General features: G+C 71.3%; 15 protein-coding genes and 2 pseudogenes. 15 read left to right on the forward strand and 2 right to left on the reverse strand.

Annotation, left to right across the window (positions count from 1 at the left end; all coding sequences use genetic code 11):
- The first annotated feature begins 1 nt into the window (after position 1).
- The 9 genes from ACWGST_RS00575 to ACWGST_RS00615 all read left to right on the forward strand — a co-directional run bounded on the left by ACWGST_RS00575 (position 2) and on the right by ACWGST_RS00615 (position 9,120).
- Positions 2 to 1,177: a branched-chain amino acid ABC transporter permease gene (locus ACWGST_RS00575; RefSeq protein WP_452044698.1), complete on the forward strand. Its 1,176-nt coding sequence runs from the start codon at positions 2 to 4 to the stop codon at positions 1,175 to 1,177.
- A complete protein-coding gene (locus ACWGST_RS00580) occupies positions 1,174 to 2,019 on the forward strand; it encodes an ABC transporter ATP-binding protein (protein ID WP_452044699.1) in 846 nt (281 codons plus the stop codon). Before ACWGST_RS00575 ends, ACWGST_RS00580 begins: the two co-directional genes overlap by 4 nt.
- Positions 2,016 to 2,726, forward strand: coding sequence for an ABC transporter ATP-binding protein (locus ACWGST_RS00585; protein WP_452044700.1), 711 nt, complete (start codon positions 2,016 to 2,018; stop codon positions 2,724 to 2,726). The genes ACWGST_RS00580 and ACWGST_RS00585 overlap by 4 nt, the downstream gene beginning before the upstream one ends.
- A 21-nt stretch (positions 2,727 to 2,747) precedes the next feature.
- On the forward strand, positions 2,748 to 3,914 hold the full coding sequence (locus ACWGST_RS00590) for an NAD(P)/FAD-dependent oxidoreductase (protein WP_452044701.1): 1,167 nt from the start codon (positions 2,748 to 2,750) through the stop codon (positions 3,912 to 3,914).
- A complete protein-coding gene (locus ACWGST_RS00595) occupies positions 3,911 to 4,153 on the forward strand; it encodes a (2Fe-2S)-binding protein (RefSeq protein WP_452044702.1) in 243 nt (80 codons plus the stop codon). The genes ACWGST_RS00590 and ACWGST_RS00595 overlap by 4 nt, the downstream gene beginning before the upstream one ends.
- Positions 4,150 to 5,583 carry an FAD-dependent oxidoreductase gene (locus ACWGST_RS00600; protein WP_452044703.1) on the forward strand — a complete coding sequence of 478 codons (1,434 nt, stop codon included), beginning with the start codon at positions 4,150 to 4,152 and terminating at the stop codon, positions 5,581 to 5,583. The genes ACWGST_RS00595 and ACWGST_RS00600 overlap by 4 nt, the downstream gene beginning before the upstream one ends.
- 78 nt (positions 5,584 to 5,661) lie before the next feature.
- Entirely contained in the window at positions 5,662 to 6,591 is a 930-nt protein-coding gene (locus tag ACWGST_RS00605) for a dihydrodipicolinate synthase family protein (RefSeq protein ID WP_452044704.1), read from the forward strand.
- Positions 6,591 to 7,592, forward strand: coding sequence for a proline racemase family protein (locus ACWGST_RS00610; protein ID WP_452044705.1), 1,002 nt, complete (start codon positions 6,591 to 6,593; stop codon positions 7,590 to 7,592). Before ACWGST_RS00605 ends, ACWGST_RS00610 begins: the two co-directional genes overlap by 1 nt.
- A 40-nt stretch (positions 7,593 to 7,632) precedes the next feature.
- The gene (locus ACWGST_RS00615) at positions 7,633 to 9,120 is read left to right on the forward strand and encodes an aldehyde dehydrogenase (NADP(+)) (protein ID WP_452044706.1); all 1,488 of its coding nucleotides are present in this window, start codon (positions 7,633 to 7,635) and stop codon (positions 9,118 to 9,120) included.
- 238 nt (positions 9,121 to 9,358) lie between these two features.
- Here the strand turns inward: ACWGST_RS00615 and ACWGST_RS00620 are convergent, their stop codons facing one another.
- Together ACWGST_RS00620 and ACWGST_RS00625 are read right to left on the reverse strand one after the other, a co-directional pair.
- Entirely contained in the window at positions 9,359 to 10,345 is a 987-nt protein-coding gene (locus tag ACWGST_RS00620; protein WP_452044707.1) for a proline racemase family protein, read from the reverse strand.
- Positions 10,342 to 11,283 (reverse strand): ornithine cyclodeaminase family protein, encoded by a 942-nt coding sequence (locus ACWGST_RS00625; protein WP_452044708.1) that lies wholly within the window; start codon positions 11,281 to 11,283, stop codon positions 10,342 to 10,344. Before ACWGST_RS00625 ends, ACWGST_RS00620 begins: the two co-directional genes overlap by 4 nt.
- A gap of 180 nt (positions 11,284 to 11,463) precedes the next feature.
- Here ACWGST_RS00625 and ACWGST_RS00630 point away from each other — a divergent pair, with 180 nt between their 5' ends.
- The 6 genes and pseudogenes from ACWGST_RS00630 (at position 11,464) to ACWGST_RS00655 (ending at position 18,385) form a co-directional block, all read left to right on the forward strand.
- On the forward strand, positions 11,464 to 13,227 hold the full coding sequence (locus tag ACWGST_RS00630; protein ID WP_452044709.1) for an ABC transporter substrate-binding protein: 1,764 nt from the start codon (positions 11,464 to 11,466) through the stop codon (positions 13,225 to 13,227).
- Positions 13,228 to 13,303: 76 nt separating this feature from the next.
- Positions 13,304 to 14,236 (forward strand): annotated as a pseudogene (locus tag ACWGST_RS00635) (ABC transporter ATP-binding protein); the annotation flags it as partial.
- A 131-nt stretch (positions 14,237 to 14,367) separates the two neighbouring features.
- Positions 14,368 to 15,169: pseudogene (locus tag ACWGST_RS00640) on the forward strand (ATP-binding cassette domain-containing protein); the annotation flags it as partial.
- A 5-nt stretch (positions 15,170 to 15,174) separates the two neighbouring features.
- Entirely contained in the window at positions 15,175 to 16,113 is a 939-nt protein-coding gene (locus ACWGST_RS00645; protein WP_452044894.1) for an ABC transporter permease, read from the forward strand.
- Positions 16,110 to 17,075, forward strand: a complete 966-nt coding sequence (locus ACWGST_RS00650) for an ABC transporter permease (RefSeq protein WP_452044710.1) — start codon at positions 16,110 to 16,112, stop codon at positions 17,073 to 17,075. The genes ACWGST_RS00645 and ACWGST_RS00650 overlap by 4 nt, the downstream gene beginning before the upstream one ends.
- Positions 17,072 to 18,385 carry an alpha/beta fold hydrolase gene (locus ACWGST_RS00655; protein ID WP_452044711.1) on the forward strand — a complete coding sequence of 438 codons (1,314 nt, stop codon included), beginning with the start codon at positions 17,072 to 17,074 and terminating at the stop codon, positions 18,383 to 18,385. Before ACWGST_RS00650 ends, ACWGST_RS00655 begins: the two co-directional genes overlap by 4 nt.
- The last annotated feature ends 6 nt before the right edge of the window (positions 18,386 to 18,391 follow it).

The following is an 18,391-nucleotide window of genomic DNA, read 5'->3' on the forward strand; positions in this document are numbered from 1 at the left end:
CATGGCACGCGATCTCGATCATGCGCTGAAGCACGTGCCGCTGCGTGCGCCGGCGCCGCTCTTCACGCGGCCGCAGCCGCCGCGCGGTGTCTTCACCTCACAGCGTGGCTTCATGCTGGCGCTCGGCGTCGTCGCCGTGCTGGTCGTCGCGATGCTTCCATTCATGGATGCCTCGCGCTACACGATGTCGATCGCCACGAGTGCGCTCATCTACGTGATGCTCGCCATGGGGCTGAATGTCGTGGTCGGCTACGCCGGCCTCCTCGACCTCGGCTACATCGCGTTCTTCGCGGTGGGCGCCTACGTCTCGGGCATCTTCACAACGGTGCTCGGCTGGCCCATGTGGGCGGCGCTCATCGCGACGATCGTCGCGTGCATCACCGCCGGCGTCGTCATCGGCGCGCCGACCCTGCGGCTGCGCAGCGACTACCTCGCGATCGTGACCCTCGGTTTCGGCGAGATCATCCGCATCACGGCCAACAACCTGAAGATCACGGGCGGCCCCTCGGGCATCCACGGCATCCCCAGCTGGAGCTTCGGGCCGTGGAGCTTCGACGACGGCTTCTCGCTGTTCGGCATCGACTTCCCCGAGCGCGTGGTGTTCTACTACTTCGTCGCCCTCGTCGTGATCACGGTCGGCGTCATCGGCGCCGGGCGCCTCGCGAAGGGCCGGCTCGGCCGCGCGTGGAAGGCCGTGCGCGATGACGAGGACGCCGCCGAGGCGATGGGCATCAACACCTATGTCGCCAAGATCTCGGCGTACATCATCGGCGCGGTCTGGGCGGGCATGGCGGGCCAACTGATGGCTACCCACCTGTCGGCGATCAGCCCGAACAGCTTCCAGTTCCTCTACTCGGCGCTCATCCTCATGGCCGTCGTGCTCGGCGGCATGGGGTCGACGCCCGGTGTGATCATCGGCGCCCTGTTCGTGTCGCTCGCGCCCGAGCTGCTGCGCGACTTCGCCGAGTGGCGGTACCTCATCTTCGGGGTGCTGCTCGTCGTGGTCATGCTGTTCCGGCCGTCGGGTCTCTGGCCGGCCACCGCCGTGCTGCCGTGGCTCAAGCGTCACCGGCCGACCGCACCCGCGTTCACCGAGGCGACGCCCGTGCCGGCGAGCGTCATGGAGTCGGTCGACGGCATCCCCTCGACCGACGCACACGAAGGAGACCGCGAATGAGCGCCCTGCTCGAAGTTCGCGACCTCAGGCTGCAGTTCGGCGGCGTCACGGCCGTCGACGGGCTCAGCTTCGAGGTGCGCGAGGGCGAGATCCTCGCCGTCATCGGCCCGAACGGCGCCGGCAAGACGAGCGCGTTCAACTGCATCTCGGGCTTCTACCTGCCGACCGCCGGTTCGGTCGTCTTCGACGGCAAGGCGATCGTGCAGAGCGTGCCGGGCGTCTGGCGCAGCCTCAGGCTCGTGAACCTGCTGCAGAGCTTCGGCTTCTACCGGGTGCTGCCGTCGCGAGTGACGAAGTGGGGCATGGCGCGCACCTTCCAGAACCTGCGCCTGTTCCGCGAGCTCTCGGTGCTCGAGAACGTCACCACCGCGATGCACGCGAATCTGCGCGAGGGGTTCTGGGCGACCCTGCTGCACACGCCCGGCTACCGCCGGGCCGAGGCGGCGTGCGTGCGCGAGGCGCGCGGCTGGCTCGACTTCGTCGGCTTCGAAGACGACGAGAACCTCTACGTCACGCAGTTGCCGTACGGCGAGCAGCGCCGGGTCGAGATCGCACGGGCGCTCGCCACGAGCCCCAAGCTGCTGCTGCTCGACGAGCCCGCGGCCGGCCTGAACTTCAACGAGAAGCAGGCGCTCATGCGCCTCATCCGCAAGATCAGAGACCTCGGGGTCGCCGTCGTGCTCATCGAGCACGACATGGGACTCGTGATGCAACTGGCCGAGCGCATCGTGGTGCTGAACTACGGCAAGGAGATCGCCGACGGCACGCCCGAGGCCGTCAAGCGCGACCCGGCCGTGATCGAGGCCTACCTCGGCGTCGACGAGAGCGAGGACGCATCATGACCGCACTCGAGGTGACGAACGCCGATGTCGTCTACGGCCGCGTGCACGCGCTCCGTGAGCTGAGCTTCACGGTCGGCGAGGGCGAGATCGTGTGCCTGCTCGGCAACAACGGCGCGGGCAAGTCGACGACGATGAACATGCTCTCGGGGCTCGTGCGACCGCGCTCGGGCACGGTCGACTGGCAGGGCATGGACCTCACGACCGCCAAGCCGTCGGACATCGTCGCCGCGGGGTTGATCCACGTCCCCGAGGGACGACGGATCTTCTCGACCATGACGGTGCACGAGAACCTGCTGCTCGGCGGCTACACGGTGCGCGACCAGAAGGCGATCGCGTCGCGGCTCGACGAGGTGTACGCCATGATGCCGCGCCTCGCGGAGCGACGCACGCAGCAGGGCGGCACCCTCTCGGGCGGCGAGCAGCAGATGGTCGCAATCGGCCGTGCCCTGATCGGCGGGCCGAAGCTGCTGCTGCTCGACGAACCATCGATGGGACTCGCGCCCCTCGTCGTCAAACAGGTCATGGAGATCATCGCCGCGGTCAACGCGACCGGCACGACCGTGCTGCTCGTCGAGCAGAACGCGCGTGCCGCGCTGAAGATCGCGCACCGCGCCTATGTCGTCGAGACCGGCAGGGCCACCCTCGAGGGGCCCGCCGCCGAGCTCGCGAAGGATCCGCGGATCATCGAGGCATACCTCGGTGGTTGACTGGCGTCGGGGAGGTGCATCGTGCGCGTCGCGGTGATCGGGTCGGGCATCGTGGGGGCGGCCTGCGCACTCGCGCTCGTCGAGGGCGGTGCCGAGGTCGTGGTGATCGATCGGGTCGGCGTGGCCGGCGAGACATCCAGTCGCTGCGAAGGCAATCTGCTCGTCAGCGACAAGGCCCCGGGAGCCGAGGCCGACCTGGCGGTCGCCTCGAATGCCATGTGGCGCGCGCTCGCCGCGCGCCTCGATGCCGAGCGTCCGGCCGGGCAGCCCGCGACGGAGTTCGAGGCGAAGGGCGGCATCGTCGTCGCATTCGGCGGCGGCGAGGTGGCCCTCGAACGGTTCGCCGGCGCTCAGCGCGCCACCGGCATCAGGGCCGAGGCGATGGATGTCGCGGCGCTCGCCTCCGCCGAGCCGTTCCTGTCGGGCGAGGTCGAGCACGCCGTGCACTACCCCGACGACGCGCAGGTGCAGCCCTCGACGGCGACCCAGGCGCTGCTCGCCACGGCACTGCGCGGCGGTGCCCGGCTCGTGATCGCCGAGGTGACCGGCGCGCTCGGTTCGGCGACTGCGCCCGGCCGCCTGACCGGTGTGACGACGACGGCCGGCCCCATCGAAGCCGACGTCGTCGTCAACTGCGCGGGGCCGTGGGCGGGCGATGTGGCGGCGCGGCTCGGCGCGCGGCTCGACATCCGGCCACGCCGCGGCGTGATCCTCGTGACGACCCCGATGCCGCAGCGCATCTTCCACAAGGTGTACGACAGCGACTACGTCGGCGCCGTCGGTTCGGGCGACGCGGCATTGCAGACCTCGACGGTCGTCGAGTCGACGCCGGGCGGCACCGTGCTGATCGGGTCGAGCCGCGAGCGGGTCGGCTTCGACGAGCGGCCGGGCGTCGCGCCGGCGGCGGCGATCGCGGCCAAAGCCGTGCGCATGTACCCGTTCCTCGCCGAGACCACGCTGCTGCGCAGCTATTTCGGATTCCGCCCGTACGCGCCCGACCACCTGCCGGTCATCGGCACCGACCCCGAGATCGCGGGCCTCGTGCACGCGTCGGGTCACGAGGGCGCCGGCATCGGGCTCGCGCCCGCGACGGCCGAACTCGTCGCACACGCCGTGCTCGGCACCCCGACCGCCCTCGACCCGACTCCGTTCCTGCCGGGGCGGGCGAGCCTTCAGGAGACCGCATGATCCGCATCACCGTCGACGCCGAACCGATCGAGGGCCGCGACGGCCAGACCATCGCCGGAGTGCTCATCGGCGCCGGCCGCACCGCGTGGCGCACCGCGCAGACCGGCGATCGCGGCGTGTTCTGCGGCATCGGCGTCTGCCACGACTGCCTCGTGACCGTCAACGGTGTCGAGGGCGTGCGCGCCTGCCAGCGCGAGGCCGTCGACGGTGACCGCGTCGAACGCGAGGTGCGCGCGTGACGCGCGCTGCGCGCGCGGCGCGCGCCAGGCGCGTCGCGGTGCTCGGCGGCGGACCGGCCGGGCTCGCCGCGGCACAGGCCGCGCTCGCCGCGGGGGCCGAGGTCACCCTGCTCGACGAGGGCGGCCGGCTCGGCGGCCAGTACTGGCGCCACCACGAGCGGCTCACCGACCGTCGCCTGCAGCACGGATGGGCGCGGTTCGAGCGGCTGCGCGGCGTGCTCGACCGCGCCGAGGTGCATACGGGTGCGAGCGTGTGGTCGGTCGAGGCGGGCGACGGCCGGTTCCGGCTGCGAGCGGTCGTCGGGGCTGCGGATGCTTCGGGGCGTACGAACCTCGAGATCGACGCCGATGCCGTGGTCGTCGCGACCGGCGCGCACGACCTCGCACTGCCGGTGCCGGGGTGGACGCTGCCCGGCGTCACGACCGCGGGCGCGGCGCAGGCCCTCGCGAAGCGAGACGGCGTCACCGTGGGGCGGCGCACCGTCGTCGGCGGCGCCGGCCCGTTCCTGCTGCCGGTCGCGCAGTCGCTCGCACTCGCGGGCTCGACGGTCGTCGGCGTGCACGAGGCATCCGGCATCTCAGCGCTCGCCGCCGGCTGGGCGCCGAAGCCCTGGCAGCTCGCGGGCAAGGCGGGCGAGTTCGCCGAGTACGTCGGCGCGCTGGCCCGTCACCGCATTCCCTACCGCGTCGGCAGCGCCGTCGTGCGCGTGCTCGGCGACGGGCGCGTCGAGGGCGTCGTCATCGCCCGGCTCGATGCCGACTGGCGCCCGATCGCCGGCACCGAGCACGAGGTGGTGTGCGACGCCGTGGCGCTCGGGCACGGGTTCACGCCGCGGCTCGAGGTCGCGATCGCACTGGGCTGCGCGGTCGAGGGCGATCGCCGCGGGCGGTTCGTCGTCGTCGACGAGGCGCAGCGCACGAGCGTCGCCGGCGTGTACGCGGCGGGGGAGATCACCGGCATCGGCGGCGCGGATCTGGCGCTCGCCGAGGGGGCCGTGGCCGGCTTCGCGGCGGCCGGCGGGTCGCTCGACGACGACCGCATGCGCGGACCGCTCGCCGTGCGGCGTCGCATGCGCGCCTTCGCGGCGCGGCTCGAGCGCGGCCACGGCATCCGGCCCGGATGGACCTCGTGGCTCGACGACGACACCGTCGTCTGCCGCTGCGAGAACGTCACCCGCCGCGCGATCGCCGATCACGCGGGGGTGCCGCTGCGGGCGATGAAGCTCGCGACGAGGGCGGGGCTCGGCCCGTGTCAGGGTCGCACGTGCGGGCGCGCCGTCGAGGCGATCGTCGCGGAGGCGGGGGGAGCGGCACGCGGCACGGCCGGGGGCTCGGTCGCGGGCTGGACCGAGGGGTTCGATCGCCGCCCCGTGCTCGCACCGGTGCGGCTCGGCGAGGTCGCGGTTGCCCTCATCGATCCTCCACTGTAATATGTGACATATTACTTATCCGCACCAGCGGAACAGGGCAGAAGAGTGCAGACTCAGCGCAGAGAAACGGAAGATCAGATGACCAGCACCATGGACCTCGGCGGCGTCGTCGTCGCCACGACGCTCGCCTTCAAGGAAGACGCCTCGGCGCCCGCCGGACTCGCGGTCGACTACGACCGGTTCGCCGAGCACGTCGACTTCCTGATGAGCAACGGATGCCGCGGGGTCGGCCCCAACGGCTCGCTCGGCGAGTACTCCTCGCTCACCGACGAGGAGCGCCGCAAGGTCATCCAGGTCGCCGTCGAGGCCGTCGACGGTCGTGGCATCGTGATCGCAGGGACGCACGGCGTCGGCAGCCACCAGGCGCGCGTGTGGGCAGAGCTCGCACGCGAAGACGGCGCCGACGGCGTGCTGCTGCTGCCGCCCACGCTCTACCGCGCAAACGAAGGCGAGGTCATCGCGCACTTCGAAGAGGTCGCGAAGGCGGGCCTGCCGATCATGGCCTACAACAACCCCTTCGACACCAAGGTCGACCTCGTGCCCTCGCTCGTGGCGAAGCTCGCCGAGATCCCCGAGGTCGTCGCGATCAAGGAGTTCTCGGGCGACGTGCGCCGGGTCTACGAGATCAAGGAACTCTGCGACATCGACGTCATCGCCGGTGCCGACGACGTGCTCTTCGAGATGATGGTCAACGGGGCCGTCGGCTGGTTCGCCGGCTACCCGAACGCCTTCCCGAGGGAGGCGGTCGAGCTCTACAACCTGCTCACCGACGGCAAGTGGCACGAGGCCCGCGACCTCTACGAGCAACTCGTCGCCGTGTTCCGGTGGGACACCCGCACCGAGTTCGTGCAGGCCATCAAGCTCTCGATGGACATCTGCGGCAACTCGTACGGCGGCGCGACCCGCCCTCCGCGCGGCCCACTGAGCGCCGAGCAGCACGCTCAGGTCACCGCCGACACCGAGCGGGCGCTCGCGGCGCTTGCGGCGCGACAGGCGGCGGTCGCCTGATGCGTGCGCGTCGGGTCATCTCGGCCGTCGACTCGCACACCGAGGGCATGCCGACGCGCGTCGTCACCGGCGGCGTCGGCAGGATCCCCGGCGCCACCATGAACGATCGGCGTCTCTACGCCATGGAGCACCTCGACGGGCTGCGCGGCCTGCTCATGAACGAGCCGCGCGGCCACGCGTCGATGTCGGGCGCGCTGCTGCAGCCGCCCGCGCGCGACGACGCCGACTGGGGCGTCGTCTTCATCGAGGCGAGCGGGTTCCTGCCGATGTGCGGCCACGGCACGATCGGCGTCGCGACCGTGCTCGTCGAGACGGGCATGGTCGAGGTCGTCGAACCCGTCACCGAGATCAGGCTCGACGTGCCCGCCGGTCTCGTCATCGCGCGCGTCGCGGTCGAGGGCGGTCGCGCGAAGCGGGTCACGATCGAAAACGTGCCCAGTTTCGTCGAACGACTGGATGCCTCGATCGAGGTACCGGGCTACGGTGACGTGCCCTACTCGGTCGCCTTCGGCGGCAACTTCTACGCCCTCGTCGAGCTCGACGCCGTCGGGCTGCCGTTCGATCGCGCTCGCCAAGACGACATCGTCGCCGCGGGGCTCGCCATCATGGAGGCGATCAACTCGTCGGCTCCGCCGCGGCATCCTGAACTCGACGGCGCGAACCATGTGCACCACGTCGAGTTCATCGCGGCCGGCTCCGACGCCGTGCGATCGCGGCACGCGATGGCCATCCATCCCGGGTGGTTCGACCGCTCGCCGTGCGGCACCGGCACCTCGGCACGCATGGCCGAGCTGTATGCTCGCGGCGAGCTCGCACTCGAGACCGACTTCGTCAACGAGTCGTTCATCGGCACCGAGTTCACCGGGCGGCTGCTGCGCGAGACGACCGTCGGCGGCGTGCCGGCCGTCGTGCCCACGATCACGGGCCGTGCCTGGGTGACCGGGCTCGGGCAGTACTTCCTCGACGACGACGATCCCTTCCCCGAGGGCTTCGTCTTCTGAACAGACTCGTCGCATCGACCAGAGAGAGCACAATCGAGCAATGACCACCGAAACCGATCTCGACCTCGTCGCCCAGCGCGCCGCAGACGCCGCGCGCCCCTTCGCCGCAACCGAACCGCGCGCCCGCGCGGCCGCGCTCGTGGCCGTCGCCGATGCGCTCGACGCCCACGCCCAAGAGCTCATCGCCATCGCGATGCGCGAGACCGGCCTGGCCGAACCGCGGCTTACCGGCGAAGTGCGCCGCACCTCGAACCAGCTCAGGCTCTTCGCCGAGACGATCGTCGACGGCGCCTACCTCGACGCGCGCATCGACGCGGCCGACCCCGAGTACGTCATCGGCCCGCGACCCGACGTGCGCCGGGTGCTCGAACCGCTCGGCCCCGTACTGAACTTCGCCGCGTCGAACTTCCCCTTCGCGTTCTCGGTCGCCGGCGGCGACTCGGCGGCCGCGCTCGCAGCGGGCTGCCCCGTCGTGGTCAAGGCGCACTCGGGGCACCCCGAGCTCTCGCGCCGCACCGCCGAGATCGTGATCGAGGCGCTTGCCGGTGCCGGCATGCCCGACGGCGTCTTCCAGCTCATCGAGGGCCAAGAGAACGGCGTCGCACTCTTGAACGACGAGCGCATCCGCGCGGGTGCGTTCACGGGTTCGACCCACGTCGGCCGGCTCCTGGCCGACATCGCGGCGAGCCGGCCCCGGCCGATCCCGTTCTACGGCGAGCTCGGCAGCGTGAACCCCGTCTACGCGACCGCCGGAGCCGTCGCCGCCGAGCCCGATCTGCTGACGGGCTTCCTCGCCTCGGTGGCGGGGTCTGCCGGGCAGCTCTGCACGAAGCCCGGCTTCTTGTTCGTGCCCGAGGGCGCCGAGCTCGGCGGGCTCGCCGAGGCTGCGGCGGCGGTCGGCGAGCACCGTCTGCTGAACCCCGGCATCGGCCGCGCCTTCGAAGAACGCCGCGCGGCGGTACTCGGCGCCGACGGCGTCACCGTGCTCGCCGCCGGCGAAGTGCGGGCCGACGACGACGGCCAGCGCTTCGCGACGCCGACGGTCGTCGAGGTGCCGGTCGAGCGGCTGCTGGCGCAACCCGAAGCGCTCCTCGAGGAGTCCTTCGGCCCGCTGTCGGTGATCGTGCGGTATTCGGATGCCGCAGCGCTGCCCGAGCTCCATCGCGAGCTGTTCCCCGGCAACCTGACCTCGACCGTGCATGCCACGGAAGCCGAGGCGGGGCAGCTCGGCGAGCTCGTCGACGCGCTCGCCGAGACGAGCGGCAGGGTGCTCTTCGGCGGGTGGCCGACCGGCGTCTCGGTGACCGCCGCGATGCAGCACGGCGGTCCGTTCCCGGCCACGACGACCGATGCCACGAGCGTCGGGACGGCGGCGATCTCGCGGTTCCTCCGCGGCGTCGCCTACCAGAACGCGCCGGAGGCACTGCTGCCGCCCGCGCTGCGCGACGACAACCCCTGGGGTGTCCCGCAGCGCCGGAGCGAGGCGGGACGGTCGAACGGCTGGGGAGACCTCACCGGCGAGTTCTGAGCGAGCGGATGCCGCGTGGCCGGTGAAGCGCCGGCCACGCGACATCCGTCAGCGCGTGCCGGCCAGTGCGGCCTGGATCTCCCGGATGACCGACCCGAGCGTTCCCGACGCGAGCAGTCCCGGGCCGAGGGGTCCGGCGGCAACTGCCGAAGCGCCGAGGCGCGTCTGGCCGCGGGCGATGGCGGCGGGCGATGGCGGCGGGCAGGGGCGACGGGGCCTCGGCGAGGAGGGAGAAGCGTCAGCGCAGGCTGAATCCCTCGGCGAGCGGGTCGGCCGGATCGAGCTCGAACTCGCAGGCGCCCACGCGGTACGCCTGGCCGGTGACCTCCGGCACGACGCCGTCGGCGGTGCGCTCGGCGACTCGCGCGAGGAAGCGCGTGCCGATGATCGAGTCGTGCGTGAGCACCTCGCCGTCGGCGAGTTCGCCCGTGTGCGCGAGCAGTGCGACGCGAGACGCGGTGCCCGAGCCGCAGGGGCTCCGGTCGACCTCGCCGTCGGCGAAGACGGTGACGTTGCGCTGCCACGGGCCGTCGGCGGTGCGGCCGAGGTCGTCGACGAGGATCGTGCCGTAGACGCCCGACAGGCGGTCGTCGTCGAGCTGCGCAGCGGGGTGGTCGTTCAGCGCCCACTTGATCTCGCGGCCGAGCCGGATGAGCTCGGTGGTGTCCGCAGGCGTCACGGTGAGGCCGAGTGAGGCGGCCGGCAGGGTGGCGTACACCGCACCGCCGAACACGAGGTCGACGACGACGTCGCCCCGACTCGTCGCGAGGGGGATCCCCGTCGCGAGCACCCGCGACGGGACGTTGCGGAAGACGACGCCCGTCGTGACGCCGGCACTGCGCTGAACTCGGGCCTGCACGCGGCCGCTCGCCACGTCGATCGTGACGAGCGCCTCGCCGTCGTCGGGCGCGGCGACCCTGCCCGTGTGCACCGCCCAGGCGCCGAGCGCCATGGTGCCGTGCCCGCAGGCGGTCGAGAAGCCGTCCTTGTGCCAGAAGAGCACGCCGAAGTCGGCGCCGTCGTCGTCGGGCGGCGTGATGAACCCGCCGTACATGTCGTCGTGTCCGCGCGGTTCGAGGCAGAGGAACCGGCGCACGTCGTCGGCTTCGCCCGTCATGGCTGCGACCCGGCGGGCGGCGACGGTGCCGCCCTCGGTCGGAACATCGAGCACGATGCGGAAGGGTTCGCCCGCGGTGTGCCAGTCTTCGGTCGTCCAGTGCATCATGCGTTCCGTTCGTTCATCAGGGCGAGCTGGGCGACCGCGAGATCCTGCCAGCCCATTCCGCAGGTCTTGACCACGACGGGCTGAGCGGATGCCTCGAGGCTGCCGCCTCCGAACAGTCGTGCCATGGGGGTGAGCGCGTCGGGGGAGAGCTGCCCCTCGGCGATGGCGAGGATGACGTCGCCGGCCTCGGCGAGTGCCACCCGCCGCGACTCCACGATCACGCGGGCGCGGCCGAGGAGCTCGCCCGGCAGCTCGCGAGCATCGTGTTCGTGCGAGCCGACGGCGACGACGGCGGTGCCGTCGCGCACGAGCGCGGCGTCGAACAGCGGCTCGCGAGCGGTGGTGGCGCAGACGACGAGGTCGGCGTCCGCGACATCCGCCGCACTGCCGACGGCCACGTCGAGACCGCTCGCGGCGACGAGGCTCGCGGCGTGCTCGGCCTTCGCCCGGTCTCGGCCGACGAACCGCACGCGTTCGATCGGACGGATGGCGCGCATGGCCTCGACGTGTCGCACGCCCTGGGGTCCGGTGCCGAACACGACGAGGGATGCCGCGTCCGGAGCTGCGACGACGTCGACGGCGGCGGCCGACACGGCGGGGGTACGCAGACTCGTCAGCTCCGTGCCGTCGAGGAGGGCGACCGGCGAGAGGGTCTCGGCGTCGAGCACGACGTAGATCGCCTGGATGCGTTCGAGACCGCGTGCCGGGTTCGCCGGCGCCACGGTCGCGAGCTTCTGGCCGGTGTAGGCGCCGAGGTCCGACGGCATGAGCAGGAGCTGGCCGTGCCGCACGTCGACGATCGCGCGTGCCGGATCGTCGTCGGGGTCGAACCCGCCGCGGAGGGCCTGCTGCAGGGCGTCGATGGCCTGGCGCATGGTGATGCGCTCGGCGATGGCGGGGCCGTCGAGCAGACGGAGCGAGTCGAAGATGCCGGGCATGGACACATCGTACGGGTAATGCGTAATATGTCACATATTGCCACTCGCTCGGAGCTCCACGACCCCGACGAGCTGCCGATGGATCCGCCGCCACGAGCGCGGAATCCGCGCGCAGCGCTCGAGTACGGCGATCCGCTTGTCGTCCGACGATGCGGACAGCGAATGACTCAAAGGTGACTCATGGCTCGATCCACTCCCCGCGTCGCGGCGGTGCTCGCCGTCTCGACGGCGCTCATGCTGACCGCGTGCACGACCTCACCCGGCGCCGACTCGGATACCGGTGAACCGCAGTCCGGCGGCACGCTCAAGGTGCTCGCGAACGGCGACGTCGACCACCTCGACCCGCAGCTCGTCGCGTACGTCCCGACCTACAGCGTCATGCGCTCGGTCTCGCGATCGCTGCTGAGCTACGCGGCGAGCGATGATGCCGCCGAGCGCATCGTGCTCCAGCCCGACCTCGTCGAAGAAGTGCCCACCCCGAGCGCCGACGGCCTCACGTACACCGTGACGCTCCGCGACGGCATCACCTGGGGCGCACCCGACGGCGCGCGCCCGATCGTCGCGGGCGACGTCTCCCGCGGCATCGAGCGCCTCTGCAACCCGCACATCTCGGGTGCCCTCGCGGGCTACTTCCAGGGCCTCATCGCCGGCATGGACGAGTTCTGCACCGGCTTCGCCGCGGTCGCGCCCGAGGTCGGCCCGATGAAGGAGTACATCGAGGGCAACGAGATCGCCGGCATCCGGACGCCCGACGACCGCACGATCGAGTTCACCCTCGTGGAGCCCGCGAGCGACTTCCCGTTCATGCTCTCGCTCGACGCGGCCGACCCCGCGCCGATCGAAGCGCTCGACGCGCTGCCCGACTCGCCCGAGTACCGTCGGGCTTTCGTGTCATCCGGCCCGTACCAGGTGGCCGAGTACACGCCCGACGCGAAGCTCGTGCTCGAGCGCAACCCCGCCTGGGATCCCGAGAGCGACCCGCTCCGCAAGGCCTACGTCGACGGCATCGAGATGACGATGGGCGTCGAGGGCGACGCCGCCATGCAGCAGCTGCAGGCCGGCTCGGCCGACATGCTCTTCGACCTCACGCCGAGCCCGGCGAACATCCAGCAGCTCAAGGCGGCGAACGACGAGAAGTTCTCCACCATGGAGAACGGCGGCGTCGACCAGTTCATGTGGATGAACACGGCCTCGACGAACAACGGCGGCGCGCTCACGAAGCTCGAGGTGCGCCAGGCGCTGCAGTACGCGGTCGACAAGGCGGCCGTCGTGCAGACGATGGGCGGCTCCGAGCTCGCGGGCGTCACGAACGGCATCTTCGGCCCCGGCATCCTCGGCTACGAGGAATCCGACGAGTATGCGACCGATGGCGGCAAGGGCGACCCCGAGAAGGCGAAGGAACTCCTCGCCGCGGCGGGCTACCCCGACGGCCTCACCCTGAAGATGCCGTACCGCAACGTCGGCACGCAGCCCGACATCGCCCAGACCGTGCAGGCGAGCCTCGAGCGCGCCGGCATCACCGTCGAGCTCACGCCGGTGCCGCCCACCGACTACTACGCGAACTTCATGACCAACCGCGACAACGCGAGCTCGGGCGCGTGGGACATCGCGCTCGTCGGCTGGTCTCCCGACTGGCAGGGCGGCGCCGCGCGCAGCGTCTTCCAGCCGCAGTTCGTCTTCGACGGCACCCCCCAGACGTACAACTACGTCGACTTCAACAGTGACGCCGCGAACGAGCTCGCCGCAGAGGCCCTCGCCGCAGCGACGCCCGACGAGGCGGCCGACCTCTGGCACCAGGTCGACGAGGCCGTCATGGCCGACGCGCCGATCGTCAGCATCGCGTACCGCCTCAAGCCGAACTACCACTCGGCCCGCGTCGGCGGCTTCGAGCCGTACGCCCAGAGCCAGAACGGCGACTGGACGAACGTCTGGCTCACGAAGTAGGCATCCGCGCCATCCGTATCACCAGCATCCGGCGGCCGGCTCCGGCCGGCCGCCGGGTCAGATCGAGGGACCCCCAATGACGATCCTCCTCGACGTGCGCGACCTCGCCGTCGACATCCGCACCGAAGACGGCACGGTGCACGCGGTGCAGCACGTCTCCTTCTCCGTCAACGAGGGCGAGTTCTTCGGCGTCGTCGGTGAATCCGGCTCCGGCAAGTCCGTCATGGTGCAGTCGATCATGGGCCTCGTGCCCGGCGCGCGCACCAGCGGCTCGGTGCTCTTCCGCGACCGCGACCTGCTCTCGCTCGCGCCCGAGCAGCTCCGTTCGGTGCGCGGGCGGGAGATCAGCATGATCTTCCAGGATCCGCTCTCGAGCCTGCATCCGCAGTACACCGTGGGCTGGCAGATCGTCGAGCAGATCCAGGCGCACGAGAAGGTCAGCGCCGCGGCGGCGAAGGCGCGCGCGATCGAACTGCTCGACCGGGTTCGCATTCCGGATGCCGCGGCGCGTTTCGACGCCTACCCGCACCAGTTCTCGGGCGGAATGCGACAGCGCGTCATGATCGCGATGGGCCTCTCGCTCGGCCCGGCGCTCATCATCGCCGACGAGCCGACCACCGCGCTCGACTCGACGGTGCAGGCGCAGATCCTCGACCTGCTGGGCGAGATGCGCAGCGAGTTCGGCACGACCGTGCTCATGATCAGTCACGACCTCGGCGTGCTCTCCCGCGTCGCCGACCGGGTCATGGTCATGTACGGCGGTCGTCGCATGGAACTCGGGGCCGCCGATGCCGTGCTCTGCGGTCCCGCCCACCCCTATACCGCGGGGCTCCTCCGCTCCTCCTCGTTCAACCGGGAGCCGGGCACGCCGCTCGTGCCGATCGGCGGCCGCCCGCCGAGCCTGCTCGCACCGCCCGAGGGCTGCGCGTTCCGCGACCGCTGCCCCGATGCGACGTCGATCTGCACCACGAAGCCGCCCGTGCGTCGCTACGACGACGGCACCGAGGCGGCGTGCTGGCTCGAGTCGACGCCGGTCGAGCCGGAACCACCGGTGCTCCCACCGCCGAGCCTGATCGCGAGCCGCGACGACGCCATCGTGACCGTCGACGGCCTGCGCCTGACCTTCCCCCAGCGACGGGGCGAACCGCGCGTCGTGCTCGACGACATCTCGCTGGAGGTGCGGCGGGGCGAGACGCTCGGTCTCGTCGGCGAGAGCGGGTGCGGCAAGACCACGCTCGCCCGCGCCATCGCCGGGCTCGTCGCGCCGACGGCGGGTACCGTCGAGTTCGACGGCGCCCCCACCACGAACCTCGACCGCGCGCAGTGGCGAGACCTCCGGCGGCGCGTGCAGCTCGTCTTCCAGGACCCGTTCGGCTCGCTGAACCCGCGACGCCGCGTCGGGTCGATCATCGGCGACCCGTTCCGCATCCATCGGCTGGCGAGCGGCGCCGAACGGCGGGCGAAGGTGCAGGAGCTCATGGAGCTCGTCGGACTGAACCCCGAGCACTACAACCGCTTCCCCTCGCAGTTCTCGGGCGGGCAGCGGCAGCGCATCGGCATCGCGCGGGCGCTCGCCCTGAATCCCGAGCTCGTGATCCTCGACGAGCCGGTCTCCGCGCTCGACGTGTCGATCCAGGCGCAGGTGCTGAACCTCCTCGACGAGCTGCAGCGCCGGCTCGGCCTCACCTACCTGTTCATCTCGCACGACCTCGCGGTCGTGCGCCACGTCTGCGATCGCATCGCCGTGATGGAGGGCGGGCGCATCGTCGAGCTCGGCACCGCCGATCAGGTCTGGAACGATCCGCAGCAGCCCTTCACGCGGCGCCTCCTGGCCGCGGCGGCGCCCGAGATCCCGCGGGAGCCGCGCGATCGGCGACTGCTGCCGTTGACGGAATCCGTCGGCGCACGCGCCGATCGCCTCGCCGTGGAGGTCGCCTCGTGAGTCTCATGCCGAAGACCCCCGCAGCCGCGGCGCGCGCCTCGACCGAGGTGCAGGCGCGCGGCTCCGGCCGGCTCACGCTCACCCGGCTGCTGCGCGATCCGGCGAGCATCGCCTCCCTGATCGCGATCCTCCTGATCATCGCGTTCGCGCTCTGCGCCCCGCTCGTCGCCGCCTGGACGGGTCACGGTCCGACCGAGCAGTTCCGCGAGACCGGGCTCACACCCGAGGGCATCCCGGTGGGGCCCAACTCCGAGTTCCTGCTCGGCACGGACCAGCTCGGCCGCGACGTGCTCGTAAGGCTCGCCTACGGGGCGCAGGTCTCGCTCCTCGTGGGCGTGCTCGCCTCGATCGTGGCGTCGGTCATCGGCATCGCGATCGGCACGATCTCCGGATTCTCGGGCGGCATCGTCGACACCGTGCTCAGCCGCACCATGGACCTCGTCATGAGCGTTCCGTTCCTGCTCTGCGCGATCGCGCTCGTCTCGGTGCTCGGGCCGAGCCTCAGCCTGTCGATCGCGGTGATCGTGTTCTTCAGCTGGACGGGCCTCGCCCGCGTCATCCGCGGTCAGGTGCTGGCGCTCCGCCACCGGGAGTTCGTCGAGGCGGCGCGTTCGCTCGGCGCCTCGCGCACCTCGATCATGTTCCGCGACATCCTGCCCAACCTGGTCGTGCCGATCATCGTCTACACGACCCTCATGATCCCGGCGGCGATCGTGTTCGAGGCGACGCTCTCGTTCCTCGGCCTCGGTATCGTGCCGCCCACGCCCAGCTGGGGCAACATGCTCGCGGACGCCGCGAACGGCTCGCTCTACCTCGTGGCGTGGTGGATGGTCGTCGTGCCGGGCGGCGCCCTGCTCGCACTGACCCTCGCGTTCAACCTGCTCGGCGACGGGCTCCGCGACGCCCTCGATCCCGCCGCCGTCTCGAAGGGCAAGCGCGCATGACCCGATTCATCCTCTCCCGCATCGCCTTCGGCGTGCTCGTGCTGTTCCTCCTCAGCGTGTTCGTCTTCATGCTGTTCTACGTCTCGCCGTCCGACCCGGCGCGCATCATCGCGGGCGACAAGGCGACCGAGGAGCTCATGGCTCAGATCCGCTCGAACCTCGGGCTCGACCGCCCGATCGCCGAGCAGTACGCGACCTTCATCGGCAACCTGTTGCAGGGCGACCTCGGCTACTCGTATCGCTCGAGCATGCCGGTCTCCGAGCTCGTCGTCTCCCGCATCCCGGTGACGATGTCGCTCGTCTTCGGCGGCATGGTGTTCTGGCTCGCGATCGGCATCCCCATCGGCATCGTCTCGGCGAAGCACCCGGGATCCGTGCGCGACCGGCTCGGCCAGGGCTTCGCGATCGTCGGCATCAGCTTCCCGACCTTCGTGCTCGGCATGCTCGCGCTCTATCTCCTGTACTTCGTTCCGACGAAGCTCGGCTTCATGCTGTTCCCGCCGAGCGGCTACGTGCCGTTCGGCGAGAGTCCGCTCCAGTGGGCCTGGCATCTCCTCCTGCCGTGGCTCACGCTCGCGCTCGTCGTCGCAGCGGTGTACGCGCGGCTGACACGGGGCCAGATGCTCGAGGTGCTCGGGCAGGACTACATCCGCACCGCTCGGGCGAAGGGCGTCGACGAACGCCGCGTGACGTACGTGCACGCGTTCCGCAGCGCGATGCCGCCGCTCGTCACCCAGCTCGGCATCGACATCGGGCTCATGCTCGGCGGCGTCATCGTGATCGAGCAGGTCTTCGGCCTGCTCGGCGTCGGCAGCCTCGCGGTGACCGCGGTGGCGATGCAGGATAGACCGGTGGTGATCGCGATCGTGCTCCTCGGCGGCGTCTTCGTCGTCATCTCCAACCTCGTCGTCGACACGACGTACGCGCTGCTCGACTCGCGGGTGCGGACGGCGGCCCGATGAGCGCGCGCTGGTACCCGATCGGGTCGGATGTCGCGGCGCGCGAGCTGTGGCTCGACGTGCCGCTCGACTGGGCCGACCCCGAAGGGCCGACGATCCGCGTCTTCGCCCGCGAGCTCGTCGACGCCGCCCGCCGCGATGAGGAACTGCCCGTGCTCGTCTACCTGCAGGGCGGACCCGGCGGCAAGTCGCCGAGGCCGCTCGGGCGCGACGGGTTCCTCGCCGAGGCGCTCGCCCGATTCCGGGTGGTGCTGCCCGACCAGCGCGGCACCGGCCGGTCGACCCCGATCGAAGGCCGGCAGCTCGAGGGCCTCGGCGCCGAGGCATCTGCGAGGATCCTCGAGCTGCATCGCGCCGATTCGATCGTGCGCGACCTCGAGGCGCTGCGACACGCGCACTACGGGGGCGCGCAGTGGTGGACGCTCGGCCAGAGCTACGGCGGCTTCCTCACGCTGCACTATCTCTCGGTCGCGCCCGAGGCGATCGCGGCCTCGGCCATCGCCGGCGGGCTGCCGAGCCTCGACCCCTCCGCCGACGCCGTCTACGCCCGCACGTTCCCACGGGTGCAGGCCAAGAACCTCCGGTTCGCCGAACGGCTGCCGCACCTCGCGTCGCGGGTCGCGCGGGTCGCCGACCTGCTCGACGCGAGCGACGTGCGCCTGGCCGATGGCGACCGACTGACCGTGCAGCGCCTGCAGACCCTCGGCTTCGACTTCGGCATGGCGCCGGGGTTCGACCGGGTGCACTGGGTGTTCGACGAGGCCTTCGCCGACGCCGACGAGACCGTCCTCAGCGAGACGTTCCTGTCGAGCGTCGGCGCGCTCACCGCATTCGATCGCAATCCGCTCTTCATCGCCCTGCAGGAGAGCATCTACGGCCCCGGCCCCACCGCCTGGGCGGCCGAGCGGGCTCGTGCCGCGAACCCCGACTTCGCGCCCGACGCCCGGCCGCTGCTCTTCACGGGCGAGATGGTCTTCCCGTGGATGTTCGATGTCGTACGGGCGCTCCGCGGCTTCCGTGCGGGCGTCGAACGGCTCGCCGAGACGGCGCGACCGATCGAGCTCTACGACCACGCCCGACTCGCCGCGAACGCGGTGCCCGTCGAGGCCGTCGTCTACCTCGACGACATGTACGCCGACGCCGCGTTCTCGCTCGACACCGTCGAACGGGTCGGCGGGCTCGAAGCCTGGATCACCAACGAGTTCGAGCACGACGGGCTGCACACCGGAAAGGTCGCCGGACGCCTGTTCGACGCCCTCGACCGGCGCGTCGCCGGCTCGGCCCACGCCCCGCGCTCCCGACAGCGCCGATGACCCGAC

Source organism: Agromyces sp. NPDC055520 (genome assembly GCF_053619715.1).

Coding starts and splice junctions, on each gene's coding strand:
- ACWGST_RS00575 (WP_452044698.1), top strand. CDS start 2: ATGGCACGCGATCTCGATCATGCGCTGAAGCACGTGCCGCTGCGTGCG.
- ACWGST_RS00580 (WP_452044699.1), top strand. CDS start 1,174: ATGAGCGCCCTGCTCGAAGTTCGCGACCTCAGGCTGCAGTTCGGCGGC.
- ACWGST_RS00585 (WP_452044700.1), top strand. CDS start 2,016: ATGACCGCACTCGAGGTGACGAACGCCGATGTCGTCTACGGCCGCGTG.
- ACWGST_RS00595 (WP_452044702.1), top strand. CDS start 3,911: ATGATCCGCATCACCGTCGACGCCGAACCGATCGAGGGCCGCGACGGC.
- ACWGST_RS00605 (WP_452044704.1), top strand. CDS start 5,662: ATGACCAGCACCATGGACCTCGGCGGCGTCGTCGTCGCCACGACGCTC.
- ACWGST_RS00610 (WP_452044705.1), top strand. CDS start 6,591: ATGCGTGCGCGTCGGGTCATCTCGGCCGTCGACTCGCACACCGAGGGC.
- ACWGST_RS00615 (WP_452044706.1), top strand. CDS start 7,633: ATGACCACCGAAACCGATCTCGACCTCGTCGCCCAGCGCGCCGCAGAC.
- ACWGST_RS00620 (WP_452044707.1), bottom strand. CDS start 10,345: ATGATGCACTGGACGACCGAAGACTGGCACACCGCGGGCGAACCCTTC.
- ACWGST_RS00625 (WP_452044708.1), bottom strand. CDS start 11,283: ATGCCCGGCATCTTCGACTCGCTCCGTCTGCTCGACGGCCCCGCCATC.
- ACWGST_RS00630 (WP_452044709.1), top strand. CDS start 11,464: ATGGCTCGATCCACTCCCCGCGTCGCGGCGGTGCTCGCCGTCTCGACG.
- ACWGST_RS00645 (WP_452044894.1), top strand. CDS start 15,175: ATGCCGAAGACCCCCGCAGCCGCGGCGCGCGCCTCGACCGAGGTGCAG.
- ACWGST_RS00650 (WP_452044710.1), top strand. CDS start 16,110: ATGACCCGATTCATCCTCTCCCGCATCGCCTTCGGCGTGCTCGTGCTG.
- ACWGST_RS00655 (WP_452044711.1), top strand. CDS start 17,072: ATGAGCGCGCGCTGGTACCCGATCGGGTCGGATGTCGCGGCGCGCGAG.